This is a genomic window from Cumulibacter soli, from assembly GCF_004382795.1.
GTDB lineage: Bacteria > Actinomycetota > Actinomycetes > Mycobacteriales > Antricoccaceae > Cumulibacter > Cumulibacter soli.
On record NZ_SMSG01000005.1, the window covers coordinates 77,341 to 101,290 of the forward strand.

Annotated in this window: 22 protein-coding genes; 14 read left to right on the forward strand and 8 right to left on the reverse strand. The window is 64.3% G+C overall.

Annotated elements, in window-relative coordinates:
• The gene (locus E1H16_RS11830; protein WP_134324094.1) at positions 1-759 is read left to right on the forward strand and encodes a PaaX family transcriptional regulator C-terminal domain-containing protein; all 759 of its coding nucleotides are present in this window, start codon (positions 1-3) and stop codon (positions 757-759) included.
• A 68-nt stretch (positions 760-827) separates the two neighbouring features.
• Complete coding sequence (locus E1H16_RS11835) at positions 828-1,463, forward strand: dienelactone hydrolase family protein (RefSeq protein WP_166741741.1); 636 nt, start codon at positions 828-830, stop codon at positions 1,461-1,463.
• A 100-nt stretch (positions 1,464-1,563) separates the two neighbouring features.
• Here E1H16_RS11835 and E1H16_RS11840 read toward each other — a convergent pair whose 3' ends face one another.
• The 4 genes from E1H16_RS11840 to E1H16_RS11855 form a co-directional block, all read right to left on the reverse strand.
• Positions 1,564-2,397 (reverse strand): ABC transporter permease, encoded by an 834-nt coding sequence (locus tag E1H16_RS11840; protein ID WP_134324096.1) that lies wholly within the window; start codon positions 2,395-2,397, stop codon positions 1,564-1,566.
• Positions 2,394-3,341 carry an ATP-binding cassette domain-containing protein gene (locus E1H16_RS11845; protein WP_134324343.1) on the reverse strand — a complete coding sequence of 316 codons (948 nt, stop codon included), beginning with the start codon at positions 3,339-3,341 and terminating at the stop codon, positions 2,394-2,396. The genes E1H16_RS11840 and E1H16_RS11845 overlap by 4 nt, the downstream gene beginning before the upstream one ends.
• A 160-nt stretch (positions 3,342-3,501) precedes the next feature.
• On the reverse strand, positions 3,502-3,852 hold the full coding sequence (locus E1H16_RS11850; RefSeq protein ID WP_134324097.1) for a transcriptional regulator: 351 nt from the start codon (positions 3,850-3,852) through the stop codon (positions 3,502-3,504).
• Positions 3,849-4,466 (reverse strand): hypothetical protein, encoded by a 618-nt coding sequence (locus E1H16_RS11855; RefSeq protein WP_134324098.1) that lies wholly within the window; start codon positions 4,464-4,466, stop codon positions 3,849-3,851. Before E1H16_RS11855 ends, E1H16_RS11850 begins: the two co-directional genes overlap by 4 nt.
• A 178-nt stretch (positions 4,467-4,644) precedes the next feature.
• Between E1H16_RS11855 and E1H16_RS11860 the strand changes: the two genes are divergently transcribed.
• Entirely contained in the window at positions 4,645-5,328 is a 684-nt protein-coding gene (locus E1H16_RS11860) for a TetR/AcrR family transcriptional regulator (protein ID WP_134324099.1), read from the forward strand.
• Positions 5,329-5,437: 109 nt separating this feature from the next.
• Here the strand turns inward: E1H16_RS11860 and E1H16_RS11865 are convergent, their stop codons facing one another.
• Complete coding sequence (locus E1H16_RS11865) at positions 5,438-6,076, reverse strand: HD domain-containing protein (protein WP_134324100.1); 639 nt, start codon at positions 6,074-6,076, stop codon at positions 5,438-5,440.
• Positions 6,077-6,189: 113 nt separating this feature from the next.
• Here E1H16_RS11865 and E1H16_RS11870 point away from each other — a divergent pair, with 113 nt between their 5' ends.
• Positions 6,190-7,152: a GlxA family transcriptional regulator gene (locus tag E1H16_RS11870; protein ID WP_134324101.1), complete on the forward strand. Its 963-nt coding sequence runs from the start codon at positions 6,190-6,192 to the stop codon at positions 7,150-7,152.
• A gap of 49 nt (positions 7,153-7,201) precedes the next feature.
• Positions 7,202-9,460, forward strand: coding sequence for a molybdopterin-dependent oxidoreductase (locus E1H16_RS11875; RefSeq protein WP_134324102.1), 2,259 nt, complete (start codon positions 7,202-7,204; stop codon positions 9,458-9,460).
• A gap of 180 nt (positions 9,461-9,640) precedes the next feature.
• Here E1H16_RS11875 and E1H16_RS11880 read toward each other — a convergent pair whose 3' ends face one another.
• Positions 9,641-10,450: a siderophore-interacting protein gene (locus E1H16_RS11880; RefSeq protein ID WP_208379029.1), complete on the reverse strand. Its 810-nt coding sequence runs from the start codon at positions 10,448-10,450 to the stop codon at positions 9,641-9,643.
• 171 nt (positions 10,451-10,621) lie between these two features.
• Complete coding sequence (locus E1H16_RS11885; RefSeq protein WP_166741742.1) at positions 10,622-11,236, reverse strand: YqgE/AlgH family protein; 615 nt, start codon at positions 11,234-11,236, stop codon at positions 10,622-10,624.
• 51 nt (positions 11,237-11,287) lie between these two features.
• On the opposite strand from E1H16_RS11885, the gene E1H16_RS11890 reads away from it, so the two are divergent.
• The gene (locus E1H16_RS11890; RefSeq protein ID WP_166741743.1) at positions 11,288-12,643 is read left to right on the forward strand and encodes an MFS transporter; all 1,356 of its coding nucleotides are present in this window, start codon (positions 11,288-11,290) and stop codon (positions 12,641-12,643) included.
• Here the strand turns inward: E1H16_RS11890 and E1H16_RS11895 are convergent.
• The gene (locus E1H16_RS11895) at positions 12,640-14,076 is read right to left on the reverse strand and encodes a CCA tRNA nucleotidyltransferase (protein WP_134324105.1); all 1,437 of its coding nucleotides are present in this window, start codon (positions 14,074-14,076) and stop codon (positions 12,640-12,642) included. The genes E1H16_RS11890 and E1H16_RS11895 overlap by 4 nt on opposite strands.
• 91 nt (positions 14,077-14,167) lie before the next feature.
• Here E1H16_RS11895 and E1H16_RS11900 point away from each other — a divergent pair, with 91 nt between their 5' ends.
• The 8 genes from E1H16_RS11900 (at position 14,168) to E1H16_RS11935 (ending at position 23,910) form a co-directional block, all read left to right on the forward strand.
• Entirely contained in the window at positions 14,168-14,767 is a 600-nt protein-coding gene (locus E1H16_RS11900) for an NUDIX hydrolase (RefSeq protein WP_279586368.1), read from the forward strand.
• A complete protein-coding gene (locus E1H16_RS11905) occupies positions 14,764-16,998 on the forward strand; it encodes a DUF6049 family protein (RefSeq protein WP_134324106.1) in 2,235 nt (744 codons plus the stop codon). Before E1H16_RS11900 ends, E1H16_RS11905 begins: the two co-directional genes overlap by 4 nt.
• Positions 16,995-19,442, forward strand: a complete 2,448-nt coding sequence (gene murJ / locus E1H16_RS11910; RefSeq protein ID WP_134324107.1) for a murein biosynthesis integral membrane protein MurJ — start codon at positions 16,995-16,997, stop codon at positions 19,440-19,442. Before E1H16_RS11905 ends, murJ begins: the two co-directional genes overlap by 4 nt.
• A 65-nt stretch (positions 19,443-19,507) precedes the next feature.
• On the forward strand, positions 19,508-20,080 hold the full coding sequence (sigM, locus tag E1H16_RS11915) for an RNA polymerase sigma factor SigM (protein WP_134324108.1): 573 nt from the start codon (positions 19,508-19,510) through the stop codon (positions 20,078-20,080).
• Between the two features lie 144 nt (positions 20,081-20,224).
• Positions 20,225-21,076, forward strand: a complete 852-nt coding sequence (locus E1H16_RS11920; protein WP_134324109.1) for an anti-sigma factor family protein — start codon at positions 20,225-20,227, stop codon at positions 21,074-21,076.
• Between the two features lie 252 nt (positions 21,077-21,328).
• Positions 21,329-22,261 (forward strand): thioredoxin-disulfide reductase, encoded by a 933-nt coding sequence (gene trxB, locus E1H16_RS11925; RefSeq protein ID WP_134324110.1) that lies wholly within the window; start codon positions 21,329-21,331, stop codon positions 22,259-22,261.
• 44 nt (positions 22,262-22,305) lie between these two features.
• Positions 22,306-22,632 (forward strand): thioredoxin, encoded by a 327-nt coding sequence (trxA, locus tag E1H16_RS11930; protein ID WP_134324111.1) that lies wholly within the window; start codon positions 22,306-22,308, stop codon positions 22,630-22,632.
• Positions 22,633-22,779: 147 nt separating this feature from the next.
• Positions 22,780-23,910 (forward strand): peptidoglycan-binding protein, encoded by a 1,131-nt coding sequence (locus tag E1H16_RS11935; protein WP_134324112.1) that lies wholly within the window; start codon positions 22,780-22,782, stop codon positions 23,908-23,910.
• The last annotated feature ends 40 nt before the right edge of the window (positions 23,911-23,950 follow it).

Genomic DNA, 23,950 nt, shown 5'->3' on the forward strand with positions numbered 1-23,950 from the left:
ATGGGTCACACGGCGCAAGAACGTAATGGTGAGGATCTGGTTCGCCCGCTCAGCACCCGTTCGGTACTGCTCAGCGCGTTGTTGGGCGCGCATCCTCCGTCCATGCCCGTGGGCAAACTCGTTCGGCTCGGCACACTTTTCGGCGTCAGCGAGGGCACCGTCCGGGTGGCGGTGTCACGGATGTACACCGCAGGCGAACTGGCTCGTGACGGGGAGGAGTACCGCCTGACGGAGCGGCTCATCGCGCGTCAGCGGCGCCAGGACGCGAGCCGATGGCCACAGACACAGCCTTGGACCGATCGCTGGCAGATGCTCGTTGTCACGAGCGCACGCCGTAGCCGCGGTGAACGTGAAGACTTCCGCACCGCAATGACCGCAAAGCGGTTCGCGGAGTTGCGTGAAGGGTTGTGGTTGCGTCCGGACAACCTGATCGAGAAGGTCCAGACGCCGTACGACGGCTGTCTGAGTTTCACAGCTCAGCCGAACTCCGACCCCGCCGAACTGGCCGCACGACTGTGGGACCTTCCCACATGGGCCCAAAGAGCAAGAGCGCTACACGACGCGATGAATGAGTCCGCGACGATCCCGGAGGCGTTTGCTGTGTCAGCGGCCGTACTGCGGCATCTCCTCGTCGACCCCGTTCTGCCGCACGCTCTGCTTCCGGCGGATTGGCCCGGGGAGGCGCTACGCGCGCGCTACGCCGACTTCGATTCACGTTTCCGTGCGCGGCTTTCCGGCTACCTTGACGAGTGGAAGTAAACGACATGACCGGTGGCCCACAACTGCGGAACTGCCTGAGCACCCAACGCAGGAAGGAGAGATCCGACGTGACGACCCTCCCCGCCGGTGCCTTACTAAAAGGCGATGTGCGCCCAGACGCCGACGCGATCGTCGTGTTGCTGCACGGAGCGAGCGTGGGTGAATCCGGATCGACATCGTGGTTTGCGCCCGCTCCCTGGCGGATGCGCTGGTTTGCGCGAGCGATCCGCGTCCGCTCCAGGCGTCGTATCGCGGTGCTGCGCCTGCGTAATCCCGATCGCGGGTGGGCGATGGTCTTCTCGCGGGCGCTCAGTGATGCCAAGGAGGCCCTCGATCACATCGAGGACATAGCTCCGAATGCGCACGTGGCGCTAGTCGGCCATTCCAACGGCGGCCGTGTCGCGTTGAGCCTTTGCTCCGATACCCGTGTTGGGGCAGTGGCGGCGCTAGCACCATGGATTGACGACAGCGATCGGTTCGTTGCACGGCGTGGCCAGCCGGTGCTGCTCATGCACGGCGCGCGAGATCGGCGCACTGACCCGAACGACACCCAAGAACTCGCGGAGCTCCTGCGTGAACAAGGTTGCGTCGTCGACAGCGAGACCGTCGCCGGAGAAATCCATTCCATGCTCACCCGACCGCATTACTGGCATCGCCGCGTTGCAGATTTCCTGGTCACACATTTCAGCTCGGCGGCCCGCTAAACGCCTTGCCCGCGCGCATGTCGCAGATGCGGCACCAACGCGCGTTTCTGCGGAAGGGCGTGCATACAACGGCGCTTTCGCCCCAGAACCCCGCATCAACTCATGCAGCGGGGCGGGCGTAACGACGTACCGTCAGCGGAACGAAGATCACCAGCAACAGCACTGACCAGAGCATCGTCGCGAGTACGGCGTTCTCCAACGGCCACGCACCATTGGTCGGCGCGGTCGGATTGCCGAACAGTTCGCGCACGGCGGCCGTGAATACGCTGATCGGATTCCAGTCGGCAATCGCACGCAGCCACGCCGGCATACCCGCCGTGGGGACAAAGACATTCGACAACATCGTCAACGGGAAGACCAACACCGACAATTGCCCAGCGGTCTCCTCCTTGCCGATAACGAGCCCGAGGTACAGACCCACCCAAGTGAACGTGTGTTGCACCAGGATCAGCAGTCCGACCGCTGCGAGCGCCTGAACGAAACCATCGTGCACTCGCCAACCCACCACGAGCCCGCAGATCATCATCAACACGAGGCACAGCGCGCCGTAAAGGGTCGTCGCAGTCGCTTGCCCGAACGGGATTGCCGCCCGAGCGATCGGCAATGACCGAAACCGATCCACCGCTCCGCGGCCGGCATCACGCGCCATCGTGACCATCGACGGCACCGGGTTGAACGCCAGGACCACGAACAATCCCGGCACCAGGAACTCGCGGTACGCCGAGGCGTCCGGCCCACCCGGTAGTGCAATTGCGGAGCCGAATACGTACCCGAAGATGAGCACCATGACGACCGGAGCGCCCAGGGTCATCGCGATCCCGGCCGGATCATGGCGGAGCTTGGCGAGCACGCGAGCCGCCGCGGCCGCAGCTTCGGTGAACGGACGCGTGGTTGGCGACAGGTCAGGCGCCGCGTGTTGTACGTCGGCGGTCATGATGCCTCCTGCATTCGCGGTTTGCCAGTGATACTCAGGAACACCTCATCGAGGCTGGGTTTGCGTAGTTCCGCGTCGGTAAGCACGACCCCAGCGGCATCGAGATGCCGCACCACCTCCGGGATCGTCACCTCACGGGAGCTGGGTGCGCTGACTCGCTGTGCACCGGCATTGACCTCGGCGGTCGATCCGGTGAGCTCACCTAACGCTGCCGCGGCGAGCGGCAGTTGTTCTGCCTCTTGAAGGTCGATGTCCACGCGGACACCGATCCGACGCTTCAGTTCTTCCGGTGGGCCGGAAGCCACGCGGCGTCCGCGATCGATGATGACCACCTCGTCGGCCAACTGATCAGCCTCTTCGAGGTACTGCGTGGTGAGCAGAACGGTCGTACCGGTGGCCACGAGCCTGCGGACCGTGGCCCAGATTTCATTCCGGCTGCGCGGGTCCAGCCCGGTGGTTGGCTCGTCCAGCAGCAGTACGGCACGCGGTAAGACGAAACTCGCGATGAGGTCCAGTCGGCGGCGCATACCACCGGAGTACGTCGAGACCAGCCGATCGCCCGCTTCCTCCAACTCATACTCACGAAGCAGTTCATCGGCCCGCTCGCGGGCGCGACGCCGTCCCAGGTGCTGCATCATGCCGAGGATCCGCAGGTTCTCTCGGCCGGTGAGATCGTCGTCGACCGCGGCGCTTTGACCCGCCAGCCCGATCTGAGCACGGACGGCGCCGGACTCCGTCTGTGCGTCGCGGCCATGCACCCGGATCTGTCCCTCGTCGGGAATCGACAGAGTCGCCAGTGCCCGGACGGCGGTGGACTTGCCGGCGCCATTCGGCCCGAGCAAAGCGCATACCTTGCCTGCGGCAATCTCCAGATCAAGGCCATCGAGCGCGCGATGCGTGCCGAAGGTTTTCACCAGACCCTCGATCGAAACAGCTGAACTCATCATGGACCCTTTCTGTGAGCACTGTACGCAGTACGTTCAGATTACTGCACTCATCTCAAGAAGGGCGCGAATGTGACCGGAAACCACGAGCATCTGGCGCGGCGGGATGCGGCTAGGGATCGACTGACGCCGGGCAGAGCAATCTCTCAGCGGCCGACTGCTAGTCAGTGAGGCGGTTTCTCGCCGCCGTGTCGAGTTGGTCGCGCCAGGCACCCATGCGGTCCCAATAGTCGTGCACCGCCTTGCGTCCGTGTTCGGTGAGCACTACCCAGGTCTGCGGTCGTTTCCCTGCGAACTGCTTGGTGACGGCGATGATGCCGGCGTCCTCGAGGGTGCCCAGATGCGCCGAGAGATTGCCCCGCGAGAGATTCGCAGCACCCGCAAGGAACGTGAAATCGGCGCCGTCACGTACGGACAGCACCGTGACCAATGCGAGACGCGCGGGCTCGTGAATGATCTTGTCGAGTCGAGCCAGATCACCGAACGGCTCGACGTCTTCGACGTCGGTCACCGCTGTGGCCTCAACGTTCGAGCCAGGACAATGTGTGAGCGAACCGCCACCACGATCCACACCAGACAGACCACGCCGAGCAGCACCTCTGTGTGACTCAACGGATGCTCGTCCGCGCCGAGCCAGTGACCGAGCGGCAGCATCGCCGTAGTAACGATGAGTACTCCGGCAGGCAGGAGCACAATCCCGAGGCTTGAGCGCACGAGCCACCCCAGCACGAGCACCGCGACTCCTACGACGAGACCCTCCAGGCTGACGACCGTGACAGGCACCGTCCCGGCGACGACGACCAGGACGGCCACCACGGCGACGCCGGCGACCCAGCGGATGGCACCGCCGCGTCCGGACGGCGCGAGTTGACCGTACGTACGCCGGTACCACCGCGTGATCACCGCGCTCATCAACAACGCGAGCGCGATCCCGATCCCCGCGCCGAGCGCCCACGCCGCAGATCCCTCGAATCGATCGCCGGCCCAGGCCGAGACAGCAAAGAACGCCGTGATCACTACGAGGCCAGGAATAACTGCCAAGCCCTGCAGGGCCTCGAAGTGAGCCGCGACGAACCTCAAATCAGCCACCCGCGCACGAGTTAGCGAATCATCGCGAGTATCCATACCCCGGATGATCCATCATTACAGACATGTTTGCAACACAAACATGTCTGTAGTGATGCCTGTGCACCTGTGACTTTGGGTCTGCGAGGCTCGAACCCTGAACCATTAAGCCTAGTTCTGCGATCAGCGTACGCAGTAACTGTTGGCGCCTACACTTGTCTGCGCGAAAGGGTGTCGATTGACCGAGAAACCGCGAAGCATCTGGCTGCGCAGCGAACGCAGCGGGCGAGGCCCCGTACCTGAGTACGGCCGGACACAGATCGCGTCCGCAGCGATCGAGATCGCCGACGAGAGCGGTCTCGAAGCCGTGTCGACTCGCAAGGTCGCAGCGCGCATCGGTGCGTCGGCGACGTCCCTATACCGATACGTATCCAGTCGCGACGAACTGCTCGAGCTCATGCTGGACACGAGTTGCGCGACCCTCGACCTCACCGCACCGCTCATCGGCGACTGGCGCCGCGACCTCATCGAACTAGCGGAGCAACTGCGCGGCTTATATCGCCGTCACCGGTGGTTGCTCGACCTCGCGCAGGGCCAACCCTCATTAACGCCGAACGTCGTACTGCTCATGGAGCGCGCGCTCGCGGCGATGGCACCGCTGGATGTCCCCGGCGGCACGAAGCTCGAAGCCTTCGCCATCATGAACGGCATCGTCGCCTCAGTGACCCGCCTGGAGATCAGTAGCGGCCAGTCGAATCAGGCCTGGCAAAAGGCCCAAGTCGAGTTCCTCGCCAGCGCCGTCTCCGATGGCGAGCACCCGCACCTGTCCGCGGCCTTCGCGTCACCAGCGGTCGAAGGGGACGCCGACATGCTGCATCGCGTTTTGCCGCGAGTACTCGCCGGCGTCCTCGGCATCGATTAACCCAGGCGCGGCGGACGCCGCAGCAGCATCCGAAGCGAATCCCAGAATCACACGTGGACCGGTAGCGCCGCCCGAATACGCGCCCGACCAGGCGAGTCCACGGCAGGCGTCATTCGGACCAGGGGCTATTGAGGATGATGTCCACGAAGTCCTCGCGGTGGTAGCCCGGCACAAACCGTGCCAGTACGTCGGCGTTGACGTTGCCGAACGTCGTCTCGGGCCGTCGGACATTACCGTCGGTAAACGCGGCAAGAATGCGATTCTTGAAGTCAGGACGCGGATGCGCCGCGGTGACCTCATCGCGTTGTGCCTCGCTGAGCTCGCCGTACCAGATGCCTAGTACGTCGGTTTCGACGCCCGCCGTCACCAAAGCCACCTCGGGGCTCATGAACTCGGGAACGCCCGGCGTGGTGTGCAGGGCGATCCCTGTCCACACCGTCATCGCGCGGTCAGCACCAACGCCACGGGAAGCGAGGAAATCGCGGGCCGCGTTGGCGCCGTCCACCTCGAAACGCAGCGTCGATCCAGCGAACGCCTCGGTGAGCCCGAGATCGTGGAACATAGCTCCGGCGTACAGCAATTCGAGGTCCACATCGAGCCCGCGACGCTCCCCGGCCAACGCGCCGAACAGGAACACCCGGCGCGAGTGATCAAAGAGCAGATCGCTCTCGCGCTCCCTGATGTAGTCGGTGATATCGCGGACAAGGGCGGTATCAGGGATCGCGATCCCCGCAATGGTCTCGATCATGGGTTCTCCTGACGGCACGGCGGTGTCTGACTCAGTCCACAATGACGCTTCCCGTCAATCACCGCGCCTGTCTGTCGTGACATATAACCCACCAATCCGGACATACTGGAGCAATGAACGCCCATGAGGTCGTCTTCCTCGTCTTCGACGGAATGACACAGCTCGACGTCGCCGGCCCCGCCGAGGTCTTTGCCGAGGCACGTCGCCGTGGTGCCCGCTACGAACTTCGCTATGTCTCGCCGGACGGGCGCACCGTAGACACATCGATTGGAACCCGGCTCGAACCCGACGGCCCAGCCGCGGACATCGCCCGCGCTGGGACCGTGCTCGTGGTCGGCAGCGATTCGTTGCCCACCCGGCCCATCCCGCCTGAACTCGCCGAAGCGACTCGCCACCTCGTCGGTGTCGCGGATCGTGTCGCATCGGTGTGCACCGGCGCATTCTTGCTAGCGGCCGTCGGCGCCCTCGACGGCCATCGCGCGACGACACACTGGGCGCATGCGGCCCGTCTGGCGACATCGCATCCGCGGATCGAGGTCGATTCGGACGCACTGTTCGTGCACGACGGTCGGGTCCATACCTCAGCCGGAGTGTCAGCTGGTATCGATCTGGCGCTGTCACTGGTCGAGTCCGACCTCGGCGCTGACCTCGCGCGGGATGTCGCGCAGCAGCTGGTGCTGTTCATGCGCCGTCCCGGTGGGCAATCGCAGTTCTCAGCAATGCTCGACATCTCGCATGGGGCACAGGCGAATGTGCGGCTGGTGGTCGACGCGATCATCGAGAGACCGGATACGCCATGGACGGTGCAGGACTTAGCGCAGCTTGCCGGTGTGAGCGCACGGCACCTTTCCCGACTCTTCGTGGCTCAGATCGGGATGACGCCCGTCGCGTTTGTCGAGCAAACCCGGCTGGAGACCGCGAAGAGCCTGCTGCTGCGCGGTGAGTCAGTCACCGCGACGGCGCGCCGATGCGGCTTTGCGAGTCCGGAAACAATGCGCCGCACGTTCGTGCGAGCTCTCGGGTTGCCGCCGCGTAGTTATCGACAGCGCTTTCAGGTGACCGAAGCGATGAGATGACGAACCACGCCCAAATCGGATCAGGTAGTCGCGGGCTTACCATCGGGAGATGGGAAAGTTGCATCTGGCGCACTGGGGAACGTTCGAGGCTGAGGTCGAGAACGGGCGCATCACCGAGGTGACGCCGTATTCCGGTGATCCCGATCCGCACCGCATCTTCGAGAACGTCGTCGCTATGCAGGATCACCCCACCCGCATCGACCGTCCATACGTGCGCCGCGGATGGCTCGAGCACGGCCCCGGGCCAAGCGAGCAACGTGGCCGCGACGAGTTCGTGCCGATGGAATGGGACGAAGCCCTCGATCTCGTCGCCGGTGAACTCAAGCGGCTGTACGACGGCCCCGGACCCGAGGCGATTTACGGGGGTTCGTACGGCTGGTCCAGCGCCGGTCGCTTCCACCACGCCCAAACTCAGGTCAAGCGGATGCTCGCGGCCGCTGGCGGGTACGTCGGACACGTGAACAATTACTCGTACGGCGCATCCGGGCCGTTTCTGCCACACGTTCTCGCGAACGAGTCCCAATGGCAGTCGAAGTCGACCACATGGAAATCGATCGCGGAGAACTCCGAGTTGATCATCGCGATCGGCGGCCTCGCGCGAAAGAACTCCAGCATCGCCAACGGCGGGGCGATCCGTCACGATCTGCTTGGCTGGCTCGAGCAGGCCCGCGAGCGCGGCGCGACGGTCGTATCACTGTCCCCGCTTCGTGACGACCTGCCCGTGGAAGGTCGCTGGATCCCGGTGCGCCCCGGTACCGACGGCGCACTACTGCAAGCAGTTGCGCACGAGCTGGTCGAAGCAGGCCTGTATGACAAGGAGTTCATCGCCAACTACACCGTCGGTTTCGACCTGTTCGAGCAGTCGATCAAGGACACCACGCCCGAGTGGGCGGCGAAACAATGCGGCGTACCGGCCGAGCAGATCCGCGAACTCGCCCACGAAATGGCGTCCAAACGAACCTTCTTGACGATGTCATGGTCGATGCAGCGCCAGCAGTACGGCGAACACACCCTGTGGCTCGGCGTCTGCGTGGCCGCGCTGCTTGGCCAGATCGGCTTGCCCGGCGGAGGCTTCGGCCATGGATACGCATCAACCAACCGTGTCGGACATAGTGAAATGCTGCTCGGGCTACCCAAGTTCAGCATGGGACACAACCCGGTCCGCACCTTCATCCCGGTGGCGCGGATCGCCGACATGATGTTGCACCCGGGCGAAAGTTACAGCTATGACGGCCGAACGCTGACGTACCCCGACATCAAACTCGTCTACTGGGCCGGCGGGAACCCGTTCCATGCGCACCCCGACCTCAAACGCCTCCACCGCGCATTCGGGAAGATCGATACATTTGTGGTGCAGGAGTCGGCGTGGACAGCCACCGCGCGTCAGGCCGATATCGTATTGCCGGCCACCCTCTCCATCGAACGAGATGACATCGGCGCAGCGGTCACCGAGGACCAACTCCTACCGATGCACAAACTCGTCGAACCGTACGGCCAGTCGCGCGACGATTTCGACATCTTCGCTGAGATCACGCGCCGCCTCGGTTGCGAGATGTCCTATACCGAGGGACGCAGTACGCAGCAGTGGTTGCAATACATGTACGACAAGTTTCGCGATAAGTACGCGACCCGCGGGTATGACCTGCCGCCATGGGACGAGTTCTGGTCGGCGGGCCAGCCGATCGACATCCCCAAGGCTGACGTCGATCACGTGCAGCACAGCGAGTTCCGCGCCGATCCGGCAGCGAATCCATTACGCACTTCCAGCACCTTGATCCATTTACAGTCTGATGAGATCGATAGTTTTGGATATGAGGATTGTCCAGGAACGCCCATGTGGCGCGAACCCGACGACTGGGCGAACCGCGCGGATTACCCGCTGACGCTGATCGCGAACCAACCGAAATCCCGGCTACATAGCCAACTCGATCCCGGGGGTTACTCGGCCGCCTCCAAGGTCGCCGGGCGCGAACCAATCCGTATTCACCCCGCAGACGCCGCCGAGCGCGGTATCGGCGACGGTGACGTCGTGCAGGTATCGAGCCCAATCGGGTACTGCCTCGCCGGCGCAGTCCTGTCCGAGGACTTGATGCGCGGGGTCGCACAACTGTCCACCGGCGCCTGGTACGACCCGGATGACGACGGAAACTGCATGCACGGCAACCCGAACGTACTGACCAAGGACATCCCCGTCTCATCGCTGAGCCGCGGGAACGTTGGCCAACACGTTCAAGTACAGGTGGCCAAGTACGTCGGCACGCCGCCACCGGTCACGGTCTGGCAGCCACCCCGTATCGCCGCCCGCTGACGCACTACAGGACAGGTGTGCTGGTACCCCCTAATCACTCCGTTAATAGCTAGCGCGTTTCTGCCCCGTAGTCGGGGCAGAAACGCGCTAGTTACTGCGCAAGAAGCGAATTCAGCGAGGGTCCAAAGTCGAGAATCCAAAGTGGTGACGACCTGTGGTGAACGCCGTCGGCACACAGGACTACGCGGGAAGCTTGTAGTACCCGCAGAAGGTGACCTGGTTGCGATCGATCCCACGATCGCGCACCAGCAATCGACGTACGCCGGTGGCCAGGCTCGACTCGCCCACGGCGAACGCGTACACCCGTTCGCTGACCTGCCGCGCGGCGGCAGCAGCCAACGCCGCCTGTCCGGGAAGCTGCGTGGCGCCCCGGGTGACCCACTCGACGGTGACGTCGCTGTTGGTCGGCGCGGGCTGCCGGTCGGCGTCGTCCGGTACCTCAATGATTGCGTGTCCGCGCACTCCGGGCTCCAAGCTGCGTAGTACGCCGAGTGCGGCCGGCATCGCAGTTTCGTCCGCGACGATCAGCACTTCGTCGGCGAGCGCCGCCTTCTCCGGGAGCCACCCGTGACCCTGATCAATGAACGCGATCGGGTCACCTGGCTTCGCCCGCTTCGACCACGGTCCGGCGATCCCGTCATCGCCGTGTACGACGAAGTCGATGTCGAGTTCGAGGCCGTCACGGCGGAAATCGCGCACCGTGTAATTGCGAACCTCAGGGCGAGTTTCGTCAGGCAGTGCCAGGTAGGTCTGATAGGTGTCGACATCGAAACGCGAAGGAACGTTGTCGAACCGAACCTGGTCGGTCACCGGCACTAGTAACCGGAACCACTGGTCAAAACCTCGATAGTCGAACGAGTCGAGGTCGCCTCCGCCGATTGTCACCCGCTGGATGTGCGGGCTGATCGCCGCCGAGCGCACCACCCGTGCGGTGATCACCCCGGTGTCGGCGTGCATCACGGCGACGTTCGTCATCTCTTCGTCCGGCATCTCACTCCCTCATTAGGTCTGCCTAACCTAAAAGAATAACGATGCCATACCGCCGAACAAAATGCTGGTGCGGTGGCTTCTTCCCCAAGCCACCGCACCAGCGGAAACCATTAAATCGCACGCGCCACTGGCGCCCAACACCGACACGCCGATCTCCCGGACAACCCTGGGTCAATTCCGCAGCGGATTGTCCGGGCAGCTGCGCAGGAACGCCGCCGTCCCGTTCTGTCGCGCCAGAACTTCGCGCCACAGGGTCGCGGACGTCGAGGAGACTGCGTCACCCGGAAGACTCGGCACCACCAGCCACGCACCGAGGGAAATCTCGTCCTCAAGCTGCCCGGCGTCCCACCCGGCGTATCCCCGAAACAGCCGGACGCCGGACACCTTCGTGAGCATGTCGTCGGGATCGACCTCACCCTCGACGCGGTACAGCGCCTGGTGCGGGTACTCCCGCACGACCTCCAGGCCATCGATCTGCAAATACTTGCGGCCCACCGCTAGGCACAGCACCAGGTCGGGGTCGCAGGGCCCACCGCGATGTAGTTTGCGCGGGGGCGTGGAGGCTCGCCACCATTTCGGCAGCTGGGTGCGGACGTCGTCCCGCGTCGGTTCGGAGAGGATCACGCCCTGAAATCCGTCGTCGTACTGACCGACGAGCAGCACCACGGTGCGTTCGAACTGCGGGTCACCGAGGGAGGGCATCGCCACCAACAACGCGCCGACCTCAGCATGGCCCAGGGCATCAGCGCCTGCGCCTTCGAGCCAGCCGTCCACGTCTCGTTGCATCTCCTGCATTCTCTCAACATCCGACTCGAACGCACCACGTAGGCTTAGTCGGTGACCACGGCACCGGGAGGATCGGCAACTCACCACACGCATCCGTCGCTCGATGCGATCCGTGGGTCGCACGCGATCAAGGCAATGGTGCGCGGCAGCGGGTTTCGTAAGTTGTACGGGGCGCGCCTCGGATCGCAATGGTCCGATGGCATGTTCCAGGCCAGTCTCGCTGGATCGGTACTGTTCAACCCGCAGCATGCGGCTACGGCCGCCGAGATGGCAGCCAGTTTCGCCGTGATGTTGCTGCCGTATTCGATTGTCGGGCCATTCGTCGGCACGCTGCTAGATCGGTACAGCCGACGACATCTCATGATGTGGGCGCAGGTGCTGCGCGGCGTACTGGGCCTGGTCACCGCGGGCATGGTGTGGATCGGTTACCAAGGCGTCGGGTTTTATGCGGGCGCGTTGATCGCGCTGTCGCTGAGTCGGTTCTTCTTGTCCGGTTGTTCGGCGGCGCTTCCACACGTGGTCGCTCGAGCGACGCTGGTTAGCGCCAATGCGTTCACGACCACCAGCGGATCAGTGATCAGCATTATCGGCGGCGGAATGGCGATCGGGCTGCTGTCATTCACGACCAAGGGTGACCACGGGTACGCGGTGATCTGTGCGGTTGCGTTCATCGGAAACGTCGTCGCCACGTTCCTGATGAGTCGCTTCAGCCCCGGCGCGATCGGCCCAGATCACCACACTCGCCAACGGGCTGCGCGGGTCGGTGACGTGGTACGGGAGTTTGGTCAGGGCGCGCGTCATCTGTGGCGCCACCCGGAGGCCGCGGGCGTCCTGAGCACTATTGCCACGCACCGGTTCATCTTCGGTCTGGTCTCCGTCACGCTGCTGCTGCAGTTCAAGAACCACGTGCCGGCCAGTGGGCTATTGCCGGGCGACATCGCCGGGGTCGGCCTCGCATTGAGCCTTGGTGGGGTAGGTGCCTTGCTGGGCGCGTCGATCACGCCGGCGATCACCCGCCTGATCGGCAAGAACGCGTGGATCGTCGGCGTCTACGCCACGTTCGGCGTACTGGCCGGACTGATCCTGCTGATCGATCACCCGTGGGCGCTACTCGCGTCGTCCTTCGCTCTCGGATTCACCGGACAGGCAGTCAAGGTGTGCGCGGACACGATCGTGCAGGAAACGATCGACGAGTCGTTCCAAGGCCGTACGTTCGCCGTCTACGACACCACGTTCAACATCATGTTCGTGTTCGGGGTGATCTTCGCGTCCTCGACGCTGCCCGAATCGGGTCGCACGCTGTGGTACTTCATCGCGATCGCCGCGTTGTACGGCGTTCTCGCGCTGCTTTATCGGGTCATCGCCCGTAAGCACGAAGTTGGCCCGCACCAGCGCGGATTGGGCTAGCCCAAACCTTCGCGGGTGGCCCACGCCTTCAGCTCGGCCACGGCTTCATCGTGCTCGAGTGGACCGCGGTCCAGTCGTAGTTCCTTCAGGAACTTCCACGCCTTACCGACCTGCGGACCCGCCGGAATCCCCAGAATCTCCATGATGGCGTTCCCGTCTAGGTCGGGCCGGACCGCGCGCAGGTCCTCCGCTTCGCGAATCTCGGCAATCCGCCGCTCGAGCGAGTCGTATGCCGCCGCCAGCCGCGCCGCGCGCCGCTTGTTTCGCGTGGTGCAATCCGAGCGCACCAAGATGTGAAGGCGCTCCAGCAAGTCACCGGCGTCGGTCACGTATCGGCGCACGGCCGAGTCGGTCCAGTTGCCGCTGGAGAAACCGTGAAAGCGCAGATGAAGGAAGGTGAGCTGAGATACGTCCGCGACGATCTGTTTGGAGTATCGCAAGGCGCGCAGTCGCTTGCGGACCATCTTCGCGCCGACGACCTCATGATGGTGGAAACTCACGCCGCCACCGGTCTCGTGCCGCCTCGTCGCCGGCTTCCCGATGTCATGCAACAGGGCAGCGAGGCGCACCGCCAGATCCGGCCCGTCCAGGCCGAGTCGAGGCTCCAAGTCGATCGCCTGATCCAGCACGGTGAGCGAGTGCGCGTACACGTCCTTGTGCTGGTGGTGCTCGTCGATCTCCATTCGCAACGCGGACAACTCAGGCAGTACGACGTCCGCGATCCCTAAGTCGACCATCGCTTCCAGGCCGGCGCGCGGCGCCGGGGTCAACAACAGTTTCGACAGTTCGCCCTGCAACCGCTCGGGGGTGATGCGAGATAACTCACCGGCCATCTCCCGGGCCGCCGCGGCGGTGCTCGGGTCGGCGGTGAATCCGAGTTGGGCAATGAACCGGACGAGCCGGAAGATCCGCAGCGGGTCGTCAGCGAACGACTCTGCAGGCGCTGATGGCGTCCGCAGCACCTGCGCTTCGAGATCGCGAGCGCCGCCGTACGGGTCGTGGAAGGTGCCATCGATCAACGACAGCGCCATCGCGTTCACCGTGAAGTCCCGCCGCGACAGGTCGTCCGTGATCGAGTCGCCGAAGACGACTTCGGGATTGCGTGAGATGCGGTTGTACCGGTCCGCGCGGTACGTCGTTATCTCAATCTGGAACCCACGGTGCGTCATCGCTACCGTGCCGTACTCGATACCGGTCGTCCAGACCGCCTCGGCGTACCCGTCGATCAACGACAGCACCTGATCGGGGGGCGCGGAGGTCGTCATGTCCAAGTCGGCGGATCGCTGCAGGTCCAGCGTGCCCATCAACGCATCGCGGACCGGACCACCTACCAGCGCGAGTTCGTGCCCAGCGTCGGCAAATCGTTGCACCAACGGACCAAGGATCGGGTGCAGTACAGCGGCCAGGTGGACGGCGGGATCAGGCGTGTTCATCGGCTATGAGATTACGCGCCGCTCACGCCCCGCCACCGAACCGCCGACGCTACCTGTCCCAATTGTGACGCGACTTGGTTAACGTAGCCTTATGGCCAACATGCTCCCTGAAGAATCGCCGCACCTGGGCGCGGCTTCGGGGACCACGGACGCCGCAAAACCCGAGGTTGGCCGCGACCGACGCCCTAGCCCGATGGACGTCATCGCGCATCGCCGCGAGACGGCTGCCCCAACCAGCAGCGCCGTCCGACAACGGATGCCGCGGATAGATGAGTTCTCCGCCGGCGGCCTCGTGGTGAGCACCCGCGGCGCGCATCCCGCCGCCGCGATCATCGGTCGTAACGATCGACGTGGGCGATTGCTGTGGTCGCTGCCCAAGGGTCACATTGAAGCTGGCGAGACGGCCCTCGAGGCCGCCGTTCGCGAGGTCGAGGAAGAGACCGGGATCATCGGCGAGGTGGTCGCCCCGCTCGGTAAGATCGACTACTGGTTCGTGGCCGATGGACGCCGCGTACACAAGACAGTGACTCACTTCCTGATGACTGCTATCGGCGGTGAGCTCAGCGATGAGGACGCCGAGGTGGTAGCGGTCGAATGGGTCCCGCTCGACAATCTCGGTCGCCGGTTGGCGTACGCAGACGAGCGGCGCATCGCTACGGACGCGATCAGAATCCTGGCCGAGACGGCGTGAGCGTGCGCGCTCGCGGCACCCTTGGGCGGTTCCTGCTCACCCTCCTGGTCGCCCTGCTCGCACTGGGTATGCCGCTCGCCCCCGCGAATGCCGATCCCACCGTCGGCCCGGCGCAGGACGAACCACTGCCGGTCACGGTCAACCTGACGAAGATCACCCCGACATTCGCCGACAGCTCGACTCCGGTGCACGTCGAGGCCGAACTGACCAACACCGGCGATGAGACGATCACCGAGTTGTGGATCAGGCTGCAGCGCGACCAGTGGATCTCTACCCGCGCACAGCTGCAAATCGTGGACGATCAGCAGCCGCCGTACGCCTGGGCCATGTCAGCGCCGACCTCACTATCGGCGCCACTCGATCCGGGCGACAGCATGTCGGTGACGCTGACGGTCTCCCGCGACGAACTGGTCATGTACGACGCCGGCGCCTACCCAATCCTGCTGAACGTCTACGGCACCGTCGACGGTTGGGAGAACCACGTCGGGCAGGCTGCGTTCACCATGCCGCACGCCGACCAGCGACCCGACACTCCGCTCGGTGTGTCCTGGGTGCTTCCGCTCATCGACCAGCCACGCCGGGTCAGCGGTACTGACGTCTTCACCGACGACACGCTCGCCACGGAGATCAGTAGCGGCGGCCGGTTGGAGAACATCCTGGACGCCGCCGAAGAGTACGGCGAGCAGGCGAAGATCAGCCTGGTGGTCGATCCCGCGCTCATCGACGCCCTCGACGCCATGAGCGACGGATATCAGGTTCGCACCGACACGGGAAACATCGACGGCGCCGGTGCCGAAGCCGCCGCAAGCTTCCTCACGCGTCTCACCGATGTCGCGGACACCTCAGCGATCATCGCCACGCCGTACTCCGACGTCGACGCGGTCGCGCTAGTCCGCGCCGGCATGCCAGAGGTGCTCAGCGATGCCCGAACCTACGGCGCCGACATCATCACCGACGTCCTGGACACCGACCCGATCACCAACATCGCCTGGCCGGCCGACGGCATCATGACCGACGACACGTGGCAAACGCTCGTCGCGGACGGTGTGGACACCGCGTTGCTCAGCGGGGCCTCCTACGGTCAAGAGGACTACCTCGAATCACCGCTGGGCATCACCGAGAGCGCGAGCACGGTGTTGCCGAACGGTCGTGCGATCGTCGCTGATCCCGGGCTGAGCAGGCTGCTGACAGCCGCCCCCCAGTACGCCGGTGGCCCCGTACCCGCGGCCCAACGCATCACCGCGGAACTCGCGATGATCTCGCTGCAGATGCCGACCGAGGCGCGCAACGTCGTGTTGGCTCCGCCTCGCGATTGGGCTCCGTCCGAACAGCTTCTCGACGACCTGTTCACAACCACCACGAATGCCGACTGGCTCACCCCGATGTCACTGCAGCAGGTGAGCGAGGGGCCGCCAGTTGACCGCGGCCCGCTGCAGTATCCGGCGACGCTGTCCGAACAAGAACTCCCCGGCAACATCCTCGAGTCGTTCGCGGCCCCTCTGCAACAGGTCGCGGAGTTGGGTTCAGCATTCGATCCCGAGGACACCGACGAGGCATTGTGGCCGACGCGCGCGGCATTGTTCGACGCGGCCAGCAGCGCTTGGCGCGGCGGTGACGGCAGCGCGGTGAGCAACGGCCTGGATACCGCGAACGATGCCCTCGCTACGCTGCGCGCGCAGATCCACATCGTGACGCCCAGTGACGGCACGTACACGCTTACCTCCAGCGATGCACCGCTGGTATTCACTATCGAGAACAACTTGCCCTGGGATGTGCATTACCGCATAGGCATTGACGAGTCACGCTCCGTCGGCCTCACCGCAGAGGACGTCGGGGTGCAGACCATTCCGGGCGGTACCCGCGCCACCGTGCAGTTGCCGACGAGCGTCGAGCGTTCCGGCGCGTTCACGGTCGTCGCGCAGATCCGCACGCCGGACGGCGACCCGCTGGGTAATGACGTGCAGATCAACGTCTCGTCCTCGGCGTACGGTACGGCCGCTCTGTGGGTCACCGGTATTGCCTTCACCGCCCTGTTGGCGCTGATCGCGCGACGTTGGTGGCGCCGTCATCTGTTCTGGGCCGAGGAGCGCCGCAAACGAGCCGACGCGCAAGCGCACCAGCTCCGTGAGGACGCCGGCGATCATGGTCAGCACGAGTATCGCTCGGATGATGCGATCGTGCCGCCTGATTTCGCCGGGTACGACGTACCGCCGCGAGACGAGCACCGATGAGCCTGATTCGTTCCGCCGGGCAGGTCGCGGTGGGCACCCTGATGTCGCGCATCACCGGGTTCGCCCGGACCATCGTGCTCGCTGCGCTGCTCGGGCTCACGCTGACTAACGACGCGTACAACATCGCGAACACCCTGCCCAAGATGGTGTTCGAGTTGCTGCTCGGCGGCGTTCTGACGTCGGTCGTCGTACCGCTGCTGGTGCGTGCGGAGAAACAGGCGCGAGAGGCCTCGACGGACCCGAACGCGTTCGCGCAGCGGCTGTTCAGCTTGGCCGCCATCGGACTGATCGGCGCAACGGTCGTCGGCATGCTGATCGCGGGTCTGCTGGTCACGATGATGGGCCTGGGACCGGATCGGCCCAATCACGACATCGCGACGTTGATGACGATCCTGATGCTGCCGCAGATGATCTTCTTCGGCCTCGGCGCACTCGCCGGCGCAGTGATCAATACTCGCGGCTCCTTCCTAGCCCCAGCGTGGGCGCCGGTGGCCAACAACATCGTCGTGATCGGAGTCGCGCTCGCGATGATCGCGATGCGCACTGGCGCGGCCGAGTTCAGCACCACCGAGATCGTGCTGCTCTCGCTCGGAACGACCGCGGGCATTGTGGTGCAGGCCGCCCTGTTGATACCGAGTTGGCGCAAGGTCGGGTTCCGCTGGAAGTGGCGGACGGACTTCCGCGGCGTCGGGCTCGGCGAGGTCCGCAACCTCATGCTCTGGATGCTCGGGTACGTCGTCGTCGGCCAGATCGGCTACATCGTCGCGACCAACGTGGCCAACTACGGCGCCCGCAGCCACGAGGGCATGGTCTCCCAGTGGACGTATGCCGACCTGTTGTTTCAACTGCCGTACGGCATTCTCGGCGTCTCCTTGCTGACCGCGCTGATGCCGAAGTTGTCTCGGGCTGCGCGCGACGACGACATGCCGAAGGTCAAGCGGTACCTTGCCGACAGCACCCGTCTGACCGCACTGGGCATGCTGCCGATCAGCATGGCCTGCTGGATCCTCGCCGTACCGCTGACCGTGTTGTTCTTCGACGGTGGTCAGTTCGACGGCGAAGGTGCACGGTACACAGGCCTTATCTTCGCCGCGGCCGCTTTCGGGCTGCTTCCGTACTCGATCACGTTGCTGCAGCTTCGGGTGTTCTTCGCGGTCAAGGACGCGCGCACGCCCACGCTGATCATGGTCGGCATCGTCGGACTTCGGATCGTGCTTAGCCTGCTGTGTCTGCTGCTGCCGACGTATTGGATCGCGGTCGGTCTCGGTGTCGCGTTCAGCCTGTCGTTCGTCGGCGGCGCGATTATTGGCGAGATAGTGCTGCATCGGCGATTTGGACGGCTCGGCACCCGCGCGGTACTGCTCGACCTCGGCCGCATCGCGGCTGCATCGCTGGTCGGCGTCCTCGTCGCGACGCCTGTGTATCTCGGCATGCAAGCGCTCTTCAGCGGTGCCGACACCTGGAACATCGAAGGGCTCACCGGCGTACCGCTGCTGACTCTGAACAAACTGACGATCGCGATCGTGCTGATCCTCACGGCCGCGGTCGGTCTCGTCGTCTTCGTAATAGCGGGCCTCGCGTTCGGCGTGCGGGACCTGCAGCGGTTGTTCCGGCGCTTCCGCGGCGGCGGACCGTCAGGCGATGCCGACGGAGGTGCTGAGGCGCCCGTCGCAGATCCCGACGCCTGGCTGCTGCAACCGGTACCGTTGACGCCGTCCGTATCGGGCATCCCCGCGACAGTTCCAGTGAACGAGGCCATGGCAGAGCGCACCCCACCTTCGAATGACGACCGTCCCACCACCGGACGGATCCCCAAGCCGCGCACTGGTTGGCAGTTGCTCGGCGTTACCGCCCTCGGGCTCGTGATCGCATTGGTCATCGGTTGGTTCGCGGGAGTGTTCGCCGGCAAGATGTTCGGCCCCGAGGACAAGAACGAGAACCAGGCGGCCCCCACCAGTTCGGCGCCAGCAACGCCGACCGACGAGGAATCCGAGTCCGGACAGCAGATCCAGATCGCCGGCGCGACGCTGTTCGATCCGCCGCCCGGCGATGGTGCCGAGAACGTCGACCGCATCGACCTCTCGTACGACGGACAGCCCGGGACCACCTGGCCGACGTTGCAGTATCAGGGCACCGCCGAGTTCGCGAACCTCAAGCCCGGCGTCGGCATCGTGTACGACCTCGGCAGCGAACAGACCATCTCCAAGATCGACATCGTGACGACGCTGCCGGGCGCCACGGTTGAGATCCGCTCCGGTACAGGCACCAGCGGAGAAATCGACGACTTCGACATCATTGGTGACCCGGTCACGCTGCAGACGAACACCACGGTCGAAATGCCGGCCGACACCAAGACTCAGTACGTTCTCATCTGGATCACCCAACTCGTGCCACAGCAGGGCTACTTCCAGGCTGCGCTCTCCGAAGTGACGATCTTCAACTAGGCAGAGTGGGACCAAGTCGCGGGCCAAATACCAGCCCCGAGCCGATAGGTGGCTAGGCTACCGGGGTGACCACTTTCTCCGTCGACGACGATCCGCGCTCCGACAAGGAGCTTCTCGCCGACCACGTGACGGGTGATCCGTATGCGTTTGAGCGGATCGTGCAGCGCCACCGGAACCGGCTGTACGCCGTTGCGTTGCGGACCATGCGCGATCCGGAGGACGCCGCAGATGCGCTACAGGACGCCCTGATTTCGGCATTCCGCGCCGCCGCATCCTTCCGAGCCGAGGCCCAAGTCACGACCTGGCTACACCGCATCGTCGTCAACGCGTGTCTGGACCGCATCCGCCGTAAACAGGCGCGGCCAACCGCACCCCTGCCCGAGGAGGGACCGGGTGAGCCCGCGGATCCGCGAGACGCGGTCAGCGAACGCGATATGTCGATGGTGATTCAAGATGCGCTGATGCGGATTCCCGAAGATCAGCGAGCGGCAATCGTGCTCGTCGACGTGCAGGGTTACTCGGTGGCGGATGCCGCCGCCGTCCTCGATATCCCTGAGGGCACGATCAAGAGTCGTTGCGCGCGGGGCCGCGCCAAACTCGCGGGAATTCTGGGCCACCTCCGGAACCCCGAGGACTGATTCACCGTCGCAGTTCTGTTCGAGCCGTAGTTTTGGGCACCGGCATCTGGCCACTTGACCAAGAACGACGACCGAGCGGACCCAGGGGCACCCGGTGTGGCGGCCAAGAACGCAGCACCAAAATTCTTGCAAGAAGGAGATGACATGACCCATTCCTCACACGTCGATGGCGGCGTGGACGGGGCATGCCCAGATCTTGACACGTTGGCGGACCTACACGCCGACATACTCGACGCGACCACGGCACAGTCCGTACGTGCACACGTCGCGACGTGCAGCGACTGCCAAGCAGTCCTGAACGCGCTCGATACGACCGTGAGTTCACTGAACTCCATGCCAGAGGTCCAACTGCCGCAAGCAGTCGCCGATCGCATTGATGCGGCACTCGCTGCGGAGTCCGGCCGCGTTGGACTGCACGATGACCGCTCCGTCGCTGCCTCGCCCCCGGCAGTCACGACCGGTGATCGTCGTCTTAACACCGAGCCGACAGCGCAAACTAATGTCGCTAGTCTCGATGCGCACCGGCAGAAGCGTGGGCTTTCGCGTGGCCGAATGCTGCTGGCCGCTGCCGCCGCGGCGGTCGTCGTCGGCGGTGGAGCTTTCGCTCTCGGTCAGGCCGGCGGCGACAACGACACCACGGCCGCCGACGATCAACAGACGAGCGAACCGGCCGACCAGGCGCCTGACGCCTCAAGTGACGTGCGGACCTTCGCAGAACCAAAGGACGTCCTTGAGGACGGCACGATCGTCAATGATCAGGTCTCCGAAGAGGTCGCAGGCAAGATGGCCGAGAAGTCCGCGCGCCTGCAATGCTTGAACTTGATCGTTCCCCGTCCGGGCTCGGCACCCGAGGCAGTGCAGGAAGGTACCCACGAGGGTAAGGACGCCTACGCGTTCATCTTCCCGACCGATGATCCCGATGAGGTTCACATGATCGTGGTCGACGCGAACAATTGCGGTGAGGTTCTCTACGAGGTAGACGGGCCGCGCGAGTAGCCCAGCCAGTACATGCCCGACGACCTGCGGATTTCCTCGTCGCATGTCGCGTACCACCAGAACGCCGCCCGCGCCGATGCGGGCGGCGTTCTTGATCGATGCAACCGTCCGCCGTGAACTTCGGCGCGTTCGCCCAACGTCGCGGAATAGCCCGCTTACGATGAGTGTTGCACCCACAGCGCCGTACGCCGGTCACCCGACGTCGCTCGCGCCGACACCTGCACATTTACCGCCAGAAATGAGTTCTCCGCGTTGAGCACCGACGTCCGTAACGTGATCATCATCGGGTCCGGCCCTGCCGGCTACACCGCCGCTATCTATACCGCGCGAGCCAATCTCAAGCCGCTCGTGTTCGAGGGCAGCCAATTCGGCGGGGCGCTGATGACGACCACGGAAGTCGAGAACTTCCCCGGGTTCGTTGAGGGCATCGACGGCCCAGCCCTGATGAGCAACCTCCGCGGTCAGGCTGAGCGATTCGGCGCTGAATTGCGTCCCGACGATGTCACTGAGGTCGACCTGACCGCGACGCCGAAGTCGGTGACCGTCGGTGAGGAGACCTTCTACGCGGACGCCGTCATCATCGCGACGGGTTCGAAGTACCGCTACCTCGGACTACCGGACGAGGAACGCCTGCTCGGCCGCGGCGTCTCCGCATGCGCGACCTGCGACGGGTTCTTCTTCCGCGACCAGGACCTCGCGGTGGTCGGCGGCGGCGACAGCGCGATGGAAGAGGCCACTTTCCTCACGCGATTCGCAAAGTCTGTCACCGTCGTACACCGCCGCGATGAATTGCGCGCATCGCAAATCATGATCGATCGCGCGAAGGCGAACGACAAGATCCGATGGTCGCTGAACCAACGCGTCGTCGGCGTACAGGGCGAGGAGAAGGTCTCCGGACTGCAGTTAGAGAACACGCAGACCGGTGAGGCCAGTGAACTGGCCGTCGGTGGGATGTTCGTCGCGATCGGCCACGATCCGCGGAGCGAACTTTTCCTGGGACAGATCAACCTCGACGAGGCCGGGTACGTTCAGGTCGAAGGACGATCGACCCGCACCAATATCGACGGCGTGTTCGCCTGCGGTGACGTTGTCGACCACACCTACCGTCAGGCGATTACTGCTGCCGGCTCCGGATGCTCCGCGGCAATTGATGCCGAGCGCTGGCTGGCAGGGCGCGACCAGTAGTTACATAGACCTATCTCGATAGATTCTCAGAAAGGGAGCAGCAGATGTCCAAGAACACCGTCACCGTTACCGAGCAGAGCTGGCAGAACGACGTACTCAACAGCGACAAGCCCGTCCTCGTCGACTTTTGGGCCGAGTGGTGCGGGCCGTGCAAGATGATCGCCCCGGTTCTCGATGAAATCGCCGGTGAAGTAAAGGACAAGCTCACCGTGGCCAAGATCAACATCGACGAGAACCCGCAGATCGCGCAGAACTACCAGATCATGTCGATTCCGACCATGACCGTCTTCCAGGGCGGGCAGCCGGTCAAGAGCATCGTTGGCGCAAAACCCAAGGCTGCCATCAAGAAGGACCTCGCCGAGTGGATCTAGTCCACTGACCTGGGCGATTGAGCACCACAACATCTGCATAACGTGCGAAGGGCGCCGCCGTCACGACGGCGCCCTTCGACGTAGTATCCGGGAGTTGCGCGATTTCGCGGCGTGATTGCAGCCGCGAGCGTATGCGGAAGGGCTGGCATGAGTTTGGGCGAACCTACAGACCGCCGCTCGGGGGATCTTGATGTACGACGTTTACTCGAGGACCTCGAACTAGGTCAACCCTTAACATCGGCTAAGAGGGCGATCGACCCACTTAGTGCGCCCCACTTCGCCGCCAAGGCGCCCGACAGAGCTGCGCACCACCTAGCCTTACGACAGTTTCAGCAGGAGCGCGGACTGGCCGCCACTGGTCGGCTCGATCCCGACACCTATCGCGAGCTGCTCGGCGCGCAGTACCGAATCGGCGACCGGGTACTGCAGCGCGCGACGCACATGCTGCGCGGGGACGACGTCCGCGATCTTCAGCACCAACTCGCTGAACTCGGCTTCCATCACGGGAACGTCGATGGGATCTTTGGCCCCACGACAGAGCAGAGCCTCAGCAACTTTCAGGCCGATTACGGCCTGCGGGCCGATGGCGTGTGTGGGCCGATCACTATTCGCGCACTACACAATCTGCTTCCCAAAGTTACCGGTGGATCGCCCGCGGCGTTGGCCTCGTACGCCTACCGCATGCACACTGGTCCGGGGTTGGCCGGCCGATACATCGTTCTCGACCCCATTCAATCCAACGATGAGCTCGCTGACAGTTTCATCTCGACCGTGACTGAGTCGGCGCGCGATCAACTCGAGCGACTCGGCGCCAATGCGCTGCTTGCCCAAGGCGTCGGGGAAGAACTGTCCGCCACCGAGCGCTCCCTGCGAGCGAACCAGGTGGGCGCAGAGATCTACTTGAGTCTTGACGTGGCGAGCCATTCCAGCCAGCACGCCGAGGGAGTCGCCGCGTACTACTTCGGCTCGCCGAGCGGTGCCTCGCAGGTTGGGCGCGAACTCGCCGGCTTGCTCCAGCGTGAGGTTTCGGCGCGCACGGACTTCACCGACCTTGGCGAGCATCCTCGGGTTCTCGAAACACTTCGAGCCACCCGAATGCCGTCGATTCATCTCGAGCTCGGATACCTCTCCAGCCCGTTTGACCGCGCGCGGATGTCAGATCCGCTCGTTATCGAGGCCGTAACCGCCGCGCTTGTCGCCGGCGTCGAACGGTTCTACCTCGCCGCGATGGATGAGCACGCCACCGGGACCTGGCAGATTCCACACGCCGCCGACTAGGTCCTAGTTTCACGTGAAACGTGGATCTCTGTCAGGACCA

Coding starts and splice junctions, on each gene's coding strand:
- E1H16_RS11830 (WP_134324094.1), top strand. CDS start 1: ATGGGTCACACGGCGCAAGAACGTAATGGTGAGGATCTGGTTCGCCCG.
- E1H16_RS11840 (WP_134324096.1), bottom strand. CDS start 2,397: ATGACCGCCGACGTACAACACGCGGCGCCTGACCTGTCGCCAACCACG.
- E1H16_RS11845 (WP_134324343.1), bottom strand. CDS start 3,341: ATGAGTTCAGCTGTTTCGATCGAGGGTCTGGTGAAAACCTTCGGCACG.
- E1H16_RS11855 (WP_134324098.1), bottom strand. CDS start 4,466: ATGGATACTCGCGATGATTCGCTAACTCGTGCGCGGGTGGCTGATTTG.
- E1H16_RS11865 (WP_134324100.1), bottom strand. CDS start 6,076: ATGATCGAGACCATTGCGGGGATCGCGATCCCTGATACCGCCCTTGTC.
- E1H16_RS11870 (WP_134324101.1), top strand. CDS start 6,190: ATGAACGCCCATGAGGTCGTCTTCCTCGTCTTCGACGGAATGACACAG.
- E1H16_RS11875 (WP_134324102.1), top strand. CDS start 7,202: ATGGGAAAGTTGCATCTGGCGCACTGGGGAACGTTCGAGGCTGAGGTC.
- E1H16_RS11880 (WP_208379029.1), bottom strand. CDS start 10,450: ATGCCGGACGAAGAGATGACGAACGTCGCCGTGATGCACGCCGACACC.
- E1H16_RS11885 (WP_166741742.1), bottom strand. CDS start 11,236: ATGCAACGAGACGTGGACGGCTGGCTCGAAGGCGCAGGCGCTGATGCC.
- E1H16_RS11895 (WP_134324105.1), bottom strand. CDS start 14,076: ATGAACACGCCTGATCCCGCCGTCCACCTGGCCGCTGTACTGCACCCG.
- E1H16_RS11900 (WP_279586368.1), top strand. CDS start 14,168: ATGGCCAACATGCTCCCTGAAGAATCGCCGCACCTGGGCGCGGCTTCG.
- murJ (WP_134324107.1), top strand. CDS start 16,995: ATGAGCCTGATTCGTTCCGCCGGGCAGGTCGCGGTGGGCACCCTGATG.
- E1H16_RS11920 (WP_134324109.1), top strand. CDS start 20,225: ATGACCCATTCCTCACACGTCGATGGCGGCGTGGACGGGGCATGCCCA.
- trxA (WP_134324111.1), top strand. CDS start 22,306: ATGTCCAAGAACACCGTCACCGTTACCGAGCAGAGCTGGCAGAACGAC.
- E1H16_RS11935 (WP_134324112.1), top strand. CDS start 22,780: ATGAGTTTGGGCGAACCTACAGACCGCCGCTCGGGGGATCTTGATGTA.